This window comes from Micromonospora sp. A3M-1-15 (assembly GCF_024213425.1).
Taxonomy (GTDB): Bacteria; Actinomycetota; Actinomycetes; order Mycobacteriales; family Micromonosporaceae; genus Micromonospora; species Micromonospora chersina.
This window is the reverse complement of the sequence record NZ_JANAVK010000003.1, coordinates 944,410-956,744: the sequence shown is the minus strand read 5'-3', so window position 1 is coordinate 956,744 and position 12,335 is coordinate 944,410. Positions and strand designations below refer to the sequence as shown.

Below are 12,335 nucleotides of genomic sequence, written 5' to 3'. Positions count from 1 at the left end.
ACCCGCTGCGCCCGCACGCGCCCGAGGTGACCAACCCGCCCGGCCAGCCCGCCCTGGCCTGGCGGGTCGCCCCGCACAGCCACGCCCTGGCCCGGATGCGGGCCGCGCTCGCCGACCCGGGCCTGCCGGCCGGCGTGCGGGCCGTGGCCGGGCAGGACGCCGACGACCCGATGCTGGCGCTGCTCGACGCCGCCGCCGTGATGACCGACGTGGTCTCCTTCTACACCGAGCGGATCGCGCAGGAGGCGTACCTGCGCACCGCCACCGAGCTGACCTCGGTGCGGCACCTGGCCGGCATGATCGGCTACCAGCCGCGACCCGGCGTCGCCGCCGCCGTGGACATCGCCTTCGACGTCGAGGACGCGCCGGGCGCACCGTCGCAGGTGGACGTGCCCACCGGCACCCCGGTGCAGTCGGTGCCCGGGCAGGGCGAGCTGCCGCAGACCTTCGAGACCGGCGCCGACCTGCGCGCGTACGCGGTGTGGAACGCGATCCCCGGCGCCACCGCGGGGCCACAGGAGATCGACTTCGCCACCGACGCGATCTGGCTGCGCGGCACCGCGCTCGGCGTACGGGCCGGCGACGGCGTGCTCGTGGTCGGCGCCGAACGCCGCCGCTACGGGCGCACCCCCGCCCACAGCCGGGCCGCCGCCGACCGCCGGCGCGACGACGAGCGGTGGGACTTCCGCATCGTCACGGCCGTCGAGGAGGGCCCGCCCGGCCTGGCCGGCTGGACCCGGCTGGCCCTCGCCGAGCGGATCGGCTGGCGGCGCTTGACGCCGCTGACCGCCGAGGAGGGCGTCCAGGTGCACGCCTTCGCCACCCGGACCAACCTGTTCGGCTGGAACGCGCCGATGGCAGGCCTGCTCGCCGGGAACGACCCGCCGCCGCCCGGCATCACCAACGGCGAGTGGGACGACATCGACAACCCGTTCCCGCCCGGCCACCCGCACCCCGCCGACGTGGTCGAGGTCGACGGCGACCAACCCCGGATGGTGCCCGGCTCCTGGCTGCTGCTGGAACGCCCCGACTACCGCGAGCTGTACGCCGTCGAGGCGGCCGACCCGGCCGGCGGCTCCCGGTTCGGGGTCAGCGGCCGTATCACCCGGCTGCGCGTCGACATCACCGAGAACCTGGACACCTTCGGCCGGCGGGACACCCTGGTGCGCGGCGAGTCCCGGCCCCTGCCGGCCGCGGAGCGGCCCCTCGTGGAGCCGGTCGGCGGCCGGCGGCTCACCCTCGCCGCCACCGACCCGCCGCTGCCCGCCGGCCGGCGGGTGGTGGTGACCGGCTTCCCGCCGGGCGGGCCGCCCGCCGACCCGCTCGTCGCGGCGGCCACCGCGCCCCCGCTGGCCGAGACCGCCGTGGTGCTGGCCTGCACGGTGGCCGCCGACGGCGTGACCATGACCGTCGACCTGGACCGCGACCTCACCCTGAGCTACGACCCGCGCGGCCTGCGGGTACGCGGCAACGTCGCGCCGGCCAGCCACGGCGAGACCGTCGTCCAGCCGCTCGGCAGCGGCGACCCCACCCTCGCCTTCCAGCGGATGCGCACCCGGCGCGGCCCGCTCACCCACGTCCGCGACGACAGCCCCGCCGGCGCCCGCAGCAGCCTGGAGGTCCGGGTCGACGGGGTGCGCTGGGACCCGGTGCCCGCGCTGGACACCGCCGGCCCGCACGACCGGGTGCACACCGAACGGCTCGACGACGATGGCCTGGCAACGGTCACCACCGGCGACGGCCGGCACGGCGCCCGGCTGCCCGGCGGCGTGGAGAACGTCGTGGCCACCTACCGGGTCGGTGTCGGTGCCACCGGCGCGGTCCGGGCCGGGCAGCTCAGCATCCTGCCCCGCCGCCCGTACGGGGTGCGGGCCGCCGCCAACCCGGGCCCGGCCCGCGACTGGGCCGACCCGGAGCAGCTCGACGCGGCCCGGTCGCACGCCCCGCTGCGGATCCGCACCCTCGACCGGGCGGTCTCGGTGGCCGACCACGAGGACTTCGCGGCCGGCTTCGCCGGGGTCACCCTGGCCCGCGCCGACGACGTGTGGGACGGCCGGGAACAGGTGGTCGTCGTCTCCGCGCTCGGCGCCGCGGCCGGCGGCGGGGCCGCCCCGGCCGGGCCGGAGCTGGTCGCCGCGCTGCGCGCCGCTCTCGTGGCCGCCCGCGACCCGGGCACCCGGCTCGCCGTGCTGGCCGGCGAGACCGTCCCGTTCGGACTGCACGTCGACCTCGCGCACGACCCGGCCTACCCGCGCGCCGACGTGGAGGCCGCCGTCCGGGCCGCCCTCGCGACCGCGTACGCCCCGCCGGCGCTGGGCTTCGCCGCCGGCGTGGTGGCCTCCCGGGCCCTCGTCACCGTGCGCGCGGTGCCGGGGGTACGCGCCTGCACCCTGCCCCGGCTCGCCGCGCCGCCCGGCGGCGCCGCCGTCGACCTGCTGGCCGCGCTGCCCGGCCGGTTCGCCGGCACGCTGCGCCCCGCCCAGGTGCTCACCCTCACCGACCTCACGATCGGGGTGATGTCGTGACCGAACCCGCCCTGCCCCGCCTGCTCGACCTGGTCCCGGTGCACCTGCTCGCCCGCGACGCGCAGGCCGACGGCGGCACCGGCCCGCTCACCGCGCTGCTCGCCGCCGTGGCCGGGGAACTGGAGCTGCTGGAGGCCGACCTCGACCGGCTGCACGACGGGTTCTTCGTCGAGACCTGCGCCGAGTGGCTGGTGCCGTACCTCGCCGACCTGGTCGGCCTCGCCGAGCTGCCCCCCGACCTCGGGGTGACGGTGAGCCGGCGGGCCCTGGTCGCCAACACCGTGGCCTACCGCCGCCGTAAGGGCACCGTGGCCGTGCTGGAACAGGTCGCCCGGGACGTCACCGGCTGGCCGGCCCGCGCCGTCGAGCACCACCCGCTGCTGGTCGGCGCCACGCACGTCAACCACGTCCGCCCCGACCGGCCGGCCACCGTCTCGCTGCGCGGCGCCGCCCGCATCGAGGCCGCCGCCGTGGTCAGTCCGCCCGGGCCGCGCGGCGCCCTCGACCCGCTCACCCACACCGCCGAGGTACGCCGCATCCCCACCCGCCGCGGCCGCTACGGCATCGACCACGTGGCCGTGCACCTGTTCCCGACCCAGGCGTACGAGGTGGGCGCCCCCGAGGCCGACCCGCCGGCCGGCCCGAACGGCGGCTGGTCCGCCGCCCGCGCCGTCGCCGACCACTGGACCTTCGACCCGCTCGGCCGGGCCGTGCCCCTGTACGCCCCGCCCCGCCGCGAGGAGGCCGTCGAGCGGCTCGCCACCGAGGCGGACCTGCCCGTGCCGCTGCGCCCGCGCCGCCTGCTCGACCTGCTCGGGCAGGCCCGGGCCGGCGCCCTGGCGGCGGCCGCGCTGCCGCTCGGCGTACGGCTGCGGGTCGGCGGCGTCGACCAGCCGGAGCTGACCCCCGACCGGATCCGGGTCTGCCACCTGGAGGACCCGGCCCCCGGCCCGGCGCCGCGGGTGATGGTCGACCCGGTGGCCGGCCGGCTGCGGGTCCACGCGCCGGCCGCCCCCGACGCGGTCTTCGTCCGCTACGCCTACGGCGGGCTCGCCGACGTGGGCGCCGGCACCTACGACCGCACGGCCGCCCACGAGGCGCTGCTCGCCACCGACCCCGGCGCCCCGGTCACCGCCGACGGACCGGACGCCCCGCCCGCCGCCGGCCAGACCCAGGTGTGCTCCGGCACGCCCGCCCCGGCCGGCAGCGTGCCCACCCTCGCCGCCGGCCTGGCCGCGGCCGAGGCGTCCTGGGCGGCCCCCGGCAGCACCACCCGGGGCGGCACGTACGTCGTCTCGGTCGCCGACAGCGCCAGTTACCCGGGAGACGTCGCGGTCACCGTGCCCGCCGGCACCCGGCTCGTGCTGGTGGCCGCCGCCTGGCCGACCCGCCGCCGCCCCGACGGCGAGGTCCTCGCCCCCGTCCCCGGCCGGTACGCCCCCGACGGGCTGCGCCCGCACCTGCGCGGCAGCCTGCGGATCACCGGCGAGCCGGGCAGCAGCGTGGTCCTCGACGGGCTGCTCGTCGAGGGCGACGTGGTCGTCGCGCCCGGCCAACTCGGCCACCTCACGATCGCGCACGCCACGGTCACCGGCGCGGTACGCGTCGAGTCCGCCGCCGGCCGGCCCAACAGCCGGCTCCAGCTCCGGCTCAGCCGGGTGGTGGCCGGCACGGTCACGCTCGCCGCCACCGTGCCGATGGCCACCGTGGACACCAGCGTGCTGGACGCCACGGCCGGCGGCGGGACCGCACTCGCGGGGGAAGGCGTGCACGCCTGCCTGGAGGGCAGCACCGTCCGGGGCGCGGTCCGGGTCCGCAGCCTCGACGCCAGCAGCTGCGTGCTGGACGGGCCGGTGGAGGTGGCCCACCGCCAGGTCGGCTGCCTGCGGTTCAGCTACGTCGCCCCCGGCTCGCGCACCCCGCGCCGCTACCGCTGCGTGCCCGCCGACGGCGAACCCGGCCCCCTCCCGGTGTACGCGGCCACCGACCCGGCCTCGCCTGCGTACCCGGCCCTCGCCGGATCCTGCCCGCTGCCCATCCGGGAGGGCGGCGAGGACCGGGCCGAGCCGGGCGTGCACCACCACCTCAGGCGACCGTTGCGGCTCCGGGCGGCGCAGCGGCAGCTCGATCCCTACCGGCCGGTCGGCATCGAGCTCGGGATCTTCGGGAGTTGACGTGCAGGGAGACTTCACCCGCTGGACGTTCGACCCGCGCGACGGCTACCGCCAGGTGCTGTTGCAGCAGGGCCGGATGCTGCTCGACGCCGAGTGGAACGAGCAGACGAAGATCACCGCCTGGCACGACGAGGAGCGGACCCGCGACATCGTGGGCACGGCCGGCGGGCCGCTCGACGGGGCCGGCTTCGCCGTGGTGGACACGGCCGGCGCCACCCCCACGGCGGCCGCGTGGGCCGACCTGCGGATCACCGCCGGCCGCTACTACGTGGACGGGGTGCTGGTCGACGCCCTCCCGCCGGTCGGCGGCGGGCCGGGGCACAAGCTCGCCGACCAGCCGTACCTGCCCAAGGTCGGCGACCTGCCCGGGCTGCCCGAGCCGACCGCCGACGGCCGGTACGCCGTCGTGCTCGACGTCGCCGACCAGCACGTCACCGCCGACCAGGCGCCCCGGCTGCGGGAGGCCGCCCTCGGCGGCCCGGATACCACCACCCGGGCCCGCACGGTCTGGCAGGTCCGGCTGGTCAAGGTGGCCGCCGGCACGGCCTGCGCGACCGTGGTCGACCCTGTGTGGGGCGGCCGGACGACCCCCACCATGACCGCCGCGCTGCGCGAGGTGGACCCGACCGCCGACCCGTGCCGGCTCAGCGGCTCCGGCGGCTACCGGCGGCTGGAGAACCAGCTCTACCGCGTCCAGGTGCACGACGTGGCCGGCGACGGCACGGCCCGCTACCTCTGGTCGCGGGAGAACGGCAGCGTGGTGGCCGGGCTGACCGCCATCGGCCCGCCCTCGGCCGCCGCAGCGGCGGCCGGGATGGACGCCGAGCTGAGCCTGGACCGGGTCGGCCGGGACGAGGAACTGTCCTTCCGGGAGGGTGACCTCGTCGAGGTGACCAGCCCCGACCGGGAGCTGCACGGCCGGCCCGGCCACCTGGCCACCGCGGGCGCCCCGGACGGGACGGCGCTGCCGGTGACGTGGGCCGCCGGCGCGCCGGCCAGCCTCGCGGCGCTCGGCCGCACCCCGATCGTCCGGCGCTGGGAAGGCCCGGCCCAGGTCGCCAACGCCAGCCCCGACGAGCTGGACGACGCCGGCATCGAGGTGCGCTTCGGCGCCGGTGACTTCCGGGTCGGCGACCACTGGCTGATCCCCGCCCGCACGGTCCGCCTCGTCTACGGCGTCAGCGCCCTCTCCGGCACCATCGACTGGCCCACCGACGGCCTCGGCAACCCGCTCGCCCGCCCGCCGCTGGGCCCGGTGCACCACGTCGCGGTGCTCGGCATCCTGCGCCGCACCACCGTCGGCGGCGCCGGCCGCTGGGCGCTCGACGAGGACTGCCGCCGGCTCACCCCGCCGCTGACCGACCTGGTGACCCTCGACCTGCTCGGCGGCGACGGGCAGCAGGCCCCGCCCGGCCAGCCGTTGCCCGAGCCGGTGCGGGTGGTGGTCCGCAACGGCGGCCGCCCGGTCCACCGCGCCCGGGTCCGCTTCACCGCCGTCGACGGGCACCTGGCCACCGGCGTGCCCACCGCCGGCGACCCGGCCCAGGTGGTCCTGGAGACCGACGCGCGCGGGCAGATCGACGTGCGCTGGCTGCTGCCCAGCACCGGCCCGGCCACCCGGGTGCTCACCGCGGTCCGGCTCGACGACGCCGACGCCCCGGTCGACGCCGAGGTCCGCGTCACCGGCCGCCGCGACGAGGGCGGCACGGTCTGCCTGGTCGTCCGCCCCGAGACCGACCTGGTCCAGCTCCTCGCCGACCTGTCCGGGGTCACCGCGCTGGCGCTCTGCCTGACCGCGGGGGAGTGGACGCTGGACGAGCCCGCCGTGCTGTCCGGGGTCTCCTGCGTGCTGGTCACCGGCGTCGGCTCCGCCACCCGCGTCGTCTCCGCCGCCGAGTCGGCGCTGCGCTTCGAAGACTGCGGCGAGGTGCAGGTCCGCGACCTGTCCGTGGCCGCCGTGCCGGCGGAGAGCGACAAGCGCAACGGCGCCCTCGACATCCGGCGCACCGGCCTGGTCCTCGTCGAACGGGTCCACGCCGAGATGGGCGACGCCCCGGCCGCCGTGGCGAGCGGGATCACCGTCCGCGGCGACGATCAGGAGGGCGGCCGGCCGGTGGAGCGCACCGTGGTCCGGGACTGCCGCATCGAGGCCGGGCACGCGCAGACCGGCGTGCTGGTGCTGCACAGCCGGCGCAGCGACGTGACCGGCTGCGATGTGCTGGCCACCGCCGACCCGGGCGCCGACCCGGAGAAGCGGTTCCTCGAATGGCTGGGCGACCCCCGCTTCGCCCGCCGGATCGCCCGGCGGGCCGTGCACCCGCTGCTCGCCGGGGAGGACGGCCTCGGCCTGCGCAAGGGCTGGTCGTCGCTGGTGGAGACCCGCAACCTGCGCTTCGGCTCCGAGATCGACGACGCGAAGGGCTGGACCGCGTACCTCGGCGACCAGGAGGTCCGGACCGTCGAGGAGCTCCAGGACGTGGTCCGCGACGACCTGGTCCGGCACAACCCGGACTCCCGGTTCTTCGACGAGCGCACCCGGTTCGCGGCCTGGCTGCGCCGCGTCGCCGAGGAGTTCGCCGCCGTGGCCACGGCCACCGCCGGCATCACCGTCGCGGGGACCACCGCCGCCGACGTCCGGGTCCGCGACAACACCGTCACCGGCGCGCTCACCGGCATCAGCGTCGCCCTGGGCGACCCCGACGAGGAGCGCGAGACGGTACGCCGGGCGTGGATCACCGGCAACACCGTCGCCCCGCCGGCGCGGGCCGCCACCGCCTTCCTCCACCAGGGGGTGTACGTCGGGGACTGCCACCGCCTCGACGTGTCGTCCAACGTGGTCGACCTGGCCGACGGCAAGCCCGGGTACCCGGCGCAGGGGCTGCTCTGCGCCGGCCGGCTCGGCCCGCACGCGGTCGCCGCCGCGAACACCTTCGACGGCACCGTGCTCGGCATCCGCGCGGTGTCCGGCCCGTCGGGCTCGCCCACGCTCTGGGTGGCGCGCGACAATGTCTGCACCACCGGCCCGGCGCTGGTCGACGGCACCGGGTCGTGGCGCGACGAGGGGAACGTCAGCGGATGAGGGTGGCGGAGGCGGCCCAGCCGTCCCGGTCGGCCGACCGGGACGAGCCCGAGCGCGCCCGCCCGGAGGCGGAACGGCCGGAGCGGCGGCCGAGCCGGCCGACCCGCAGCACCCACAGCGTGGCCCGCATCCCCGTGCACGCCCCGCCCGACCCGGCCGCCGAGCACGACGCCCACGCCACCGCCGCCCGCCTCGTCGCCGCCCGGCCCACCCACGCCACCGCCGCCCGGCCCACCCACGCCACCGCCGCCCGGCCCGCCCACGCCACCGCCGCGCGGCCCGCGCCGCCGGCCGCCCCCGCCCGGTCGGCCCGGCCGGTCGCCCGGCTCGCCACCGTGCCCGACCCCCGGCTGGGCGGCGGCCGGCCACTGACCGGCGCCGAACGGGCCCGCTACGAGCCGGCGCTCGGCATGGACCTGACCGGGGTGCGCCTGCACGACGGCCTCGCCGCGAAGCTGGCCGCCAAGGAGCGGCGGGCACACGCCTTCACGTACGGCAACCACGTGGTCCTCGGCGCCGGGGCCGGGCCGGTCCGGGACCTGGTGCTCGCCCACGAGCTGGCCCACGTCCGCCAGCAGGCCCGCCCCGCGCCCGTCCCGGCCGGCGCGGCCACCGAGCACCCCGGTCGCGGCCCGCCGGCCGCCCCGGTCCGGTCCGCGCCGCTCGGCGTGCAGTGCTTCGCGCTCGCCGACACCCCCGTGGGCCGGTTCGTCTCCGACACCGCGAGCGACGCCGCCGCCCTGGGCCGTGGTGCGCTCGACACCGCCCTCGACGTGGGCGGGGAGATCGCCGGGACCGCCCTGGAGGCGGCCTCCGCGGTCGTCGACCGGCTCGCGCCCGGCCTGCTGGAATTCCTCCGCGGCGGCGCGCTGGTCCGGCTGCGTGAGCTGCTGTGCACCGGCGTCAACGCGCTGCTCGGCCGGCTGCTCGCCGGCCTCGCCGGCCTCGACCCGATGTCCGCCGTCGAGTCCACCTTCACCGGGCTCGCCCAGGGCGTCCGCGACGTCCAGGCCCGGCTCGGCGGCGCCGCCCGGTCGGCCGTCGGCGCCCTGCTGCGCCCCGTCGTGGCCGCCCTCCAGGAGTGGGACGGCCCGATCATCCGGAACCTGCGGACCGTCGCGGACACCGTCAACCAGGTCTTCACCGGGCTCTGGGACCACCTGGCGGTCCCCGCGCTGGACCTGCTCGGCGCGGCCGGCGGCGCGGTCTGGGAGTCCTTCACCCGGCTCGGCGGCTGGCTGTGGGACCTCACGGCGCCCATCCGCGCCGGCGCCTCGTACGCCTGGGACTGGCTCTGCACCCAGTTCGGCCTGGCCTGGGACAGCACCGAGGGCGCCCGCGGCTGGCTCGGCAACCTCGCGAACTCGGCCTGGGAGACCCTGCGGGCCACCATCGAACCGATCCGTACCCCGCTCATGGTGGTCGGCGGCATCCTGGTCCTGCTCTCGCCGCTCGGTCCCGTGGTGGTGCTGACGCAGGTGCTCCCGCCGCTGTGGGACGGGCTGACCTGGCTCTGGGAGAACTGGAACACCCGCGAGATCCTGGTCGCCGCTCGGCAGGTGCTCCAGGACCGCATCCTGCCCACCGTCATCGGCGCGGTCGCCGGGGCGGCGGACACCCTCGCGGCCGCGGCGACCTGGCTCGCCGACGTGGCCGGCCAGGTCGGCACCGCCATGGGCGGCGTGCTCGGCGCGTTCGGCGCCAACACCTGCCTCACTGCGGTGTCCACCCTGCTCACCGCGGTGGCCAACCAGTTCACCCGGATGGCCGCCTGGGCGCGCGGCGGCTTCAGCGGGCTCACCGAGGCCCTGCACGCCGTCTTCGACGCGCTGGTCGCCATCTTCCAGCCCATTCTGGACTTCCTGGTCCGGCTGGCCGTGGTGGTCGCCAACCCGCTCATGCTGCCGGTCGTCATCGGCGCGGTGATCTGGCTGCTCTGCCCAGACGACCTCAAACCGCCCGTGATCAACTTCGTCCTCGACCTGCTCATCGTGGCGATCGGCGCGCTGCCCACCCTGCTCACCGGCCTGGGCCCGCTCGGCGCGCTGCTGCGCGAGGGCGTCGTCGGCTTCCTCACCCAGCTGCGCTACGGCGAGCGGATCGGCGACCAGCAGCGGATCGACGCCAGCAACAAGATCGCCAACCTGGCCGCAGGCGGGGGCGTGTCCTTCGTGGCCGGCATGGCGTGGGGGATAGTGCAGGGCGTCGTCGATGGCATCATCGACCCGTTCCGGCTGCTGTTCATGCTGGCCCAGCTCCTGGTGGCCGCCGCCCGCGCCGTGGCCCGGGTCGTCCAGTCGTACGCCCCGGGCATGGCCCTGGTCCGCGCCCCGCCTGGTGCCGGCCCGGCCGGGACGGCACTCACCGCGGCCCCCGCTCCCGCCACCACCGGGGCCACGGCCGGACCGTCGGCGTCCGGCGTGGCCGCCTCCGCCTCCCCGTCCGGTGTCAGCGCGGTGGCGACCTCGACGCCGGCCTCGGGGCTCACCGCGGCGGCCGGGGCCGGCCCCACCGCGACGACCGCCGCCACCGCCGCTCCGACGACCACCGCCGCTCCGGCGACCACCGCCGCTCCGGCGACCACCGCCGTCCCGGCGGCCGCCACCGCGGGCCCGACGGCGGCCGGCGCCGGGGCGGCCGGCGCGGCGGTCGAGCTGGCGGCGGTGCCCGGCGAACCCACGGACGCGCAGATCGTCGCGGCGCTGCCGGCCGGCGCCCTGGCCCAGGCGGCGGCCGGTGGGATGGAGGCCGACCTCGACCCCGCCACGCTGGAGACCGACATGCGCGGCGAGGTGCAGAGCGAGGGCGCCACCGTGGGCGGGCTCGCCCAGCTCCTCGGCGACGCCTGGGCGGCCATGGTGGCCGGCGCCCAGTCGCTCGGTGCCCGGGCCGCCGACGCGCTCCTCGAATTCATCATGCTGCCCGACTTCGAGCTGGGCCGGAAGATCGGCTTCGTGGCCGGGTTCCTGCTGCTCCAGGCCGCCATCATCTACTTCAGCGCCGGCAACTACGCCGCTCTCAAGGCCGTCGAGCCGGGACTGCGGACCCTGCTCGTCTACCTGCTGCGGTTCCTCGACCTCGGCGGCGAGCTGCTCGGCGTCCTCGGCCGGGCGCTGCGCCCGCTGCGCGGACCGCTCATGCGCGGCATCGGCGCCGCGCGCGGCTTCCTCAGCCGGTTCCGCTTCGCCGCCGGGCTCCTCGAACGTGTCGAAGGGCTGGCCGGGCGGATGCTCGGCCTGGGCGACGAGGCGGCGCTCGCCGCGAGCCGGGCCGCCCGCGAGGGCGCCGAGACCGGGGCGTCCCGCACCGCCCGGGAGGCCGTCGAGGCCGGCGTGGCCCGGGAGGGCGCGGCGACCGGGGCGTCCCGCACCGGCCGGGAGGCGGCCGAGGTCCGCGCCGCCCGCGAGGCCACCGAGGCCGGTGGCGCCCGGGCCGGCCGCGAAGGCGCCGAGGGAGCCGCCACCCGCGAGGCCGACGAACTGGGCGAGGGAGCGGTCCGCGCCACCGACGAACCGGGGACACCGACGCTGGCCGACGACGCGGCCAAGGCCGCTCAGTACCCGGAGGCGGTGGCCGAGGCCCGGGCAATCGAGGCCACCAACGACGCGCTCGACAGCCCGGTCCCTGTGCTGCTCGCCTCGCTGATGGTGCTGAAGCGCCGGTACCGCTGGATCGAGACGTTCGCCGCCACCCCGGTCGGCCCCGGGGTGTACGAGGTCGAGATGATCGCCAGCCGCACCTCGCTCGGCCGCTACACCACCGGCGGCCCGTCGCACCTGCCCGGGCCGCGCAGTCCACATGCGGCGGAGATCGACCGGCTGGTCGCCGAGGCCGAGGGGCTCGGGCAGCGGCTCAGTCGGGAGGAGCTGGAACGCGCGGCTGCGGCCGACCCGGAGGGCTTCGCGCAGCTGGCCGCCCGGGTGCGGCAGGAGATGGCCGAGCGGGCCGGTGGACGTACCGGCCTGGCCGCCGAGGTCGAGGCCGACCTCGCGGGTGCGGGCGAGCACTTTGGGCCCGGCCACCAGGGCCCGGGCCGGCCGCGACCGGACCTCGCCGTGGCCGAGAGCCACGCCGTCGCCCGGGAGGCCGGGGTGCCGGATGCGATCCTCGGCGACGCCACCCCGATGACCCGGGCCGACTTCGAGGCCGCGCTGCCCACCAGTGGGCCGGTACCGACCCGCGCCGCGCCCGCCGCCATCCCGATCCGCGACGCGTCCGGGCAGTTCACCAGTCGCGGGGTGGGGCGCAGCAGCGTGCAGAACATCGACGTACGGCACGACATCGAGCTGCTGGAGGCGGCGGGCGCCAGCGACTTCCGGATCAACCAGACCCAGGTCGACGTCACCGACAGCTTCCGCCTCGGCACCAACCGCCCAGACGTGCAGGCGACGTTGAACGGACGCCGTATCCACATCGAGTACGACCGGGCGCCCGGCGACCGGGCCCTGGCGCACGCACGGCGGATCCTCAGCAACGACCCGAACGCGATCGTCCTGCTGAAGATCGTGGACTTCTGACCGGAACCTCGATGTCGCGGATCGGGAGGTCGATGTGAGG

Annotated in this window: 4 protein-coding genes; all 4 read left to right on the top strand. The window is 77.8% G+C overall.

Annotated features, from left to right (window positions below; translation table 11 throughout):
* Positions 1–26 precede the first annotated feature (26 nt).
* From NLX85_RS33485 to NLX85_RS19620, 4 genes are read left to right on the top strand one after another with little or no spacing between them, the layout of a single operon-like run.
* A complete protein-coding gene (locus tag NLX85_RS33485) occupies positions 27–2,525 on the top strand; it encodes a baseplate J/gp47 family protein (protein ID WP_254337168.1) in 2,499 nt (832 codons plus the stop codon).
* On the top strand, positions 2,522–4,699 hold the full coding sequence (locus NLX85_RS19630; protein ID WP_254337165.1) for a phage tail protein: 2,178 nt from the start codon (positions 2,522–2,524) through the stop codon (positions 4,697–4,699). Before NLX85_RS33485 ends, NLX85_RS19630 begins: the two co-directional genes overlap by 4 nt.
* 1 nt (position 4,700) lies before the next feature.
* A complete protein-coding gene (locus tag NLX85_RS19625) occupies positions 4,701–7,778 on the top strand; it encodes a DUF6519 domain-containing protein (RefSeq protein ID WP_254337163.1) in 3,078 nt (1,025 codons plus the stop codon).
* Complete coding sequence (locus tag NLX85_RS19620; protein ID WP_254337161.1) at positions 7,775–12,295, top strand: DUF4157 domain-containing protein; 4,521 nt, start codon at positions 7,775–7,777, stop codon at positions 12,293–12,295. Before NLX85_RS19625 ends, NLX85_RS19620 begins: the two co-directional genes overlap by 4 nt.
* Positions 12,296–12,335: the final 40 nt, after the last annotated feature.

Bases quoted from the DNA above. Each gene is read 5' to 3' on its own strand.
- NLX85_RS19620 (WP_254337161.1), top strand. From the start codon at position 7,775: ATGAGGGTGGCGGAGGCGGCCCAGCCGTCCCGGTCGGCCGACCGGGAC.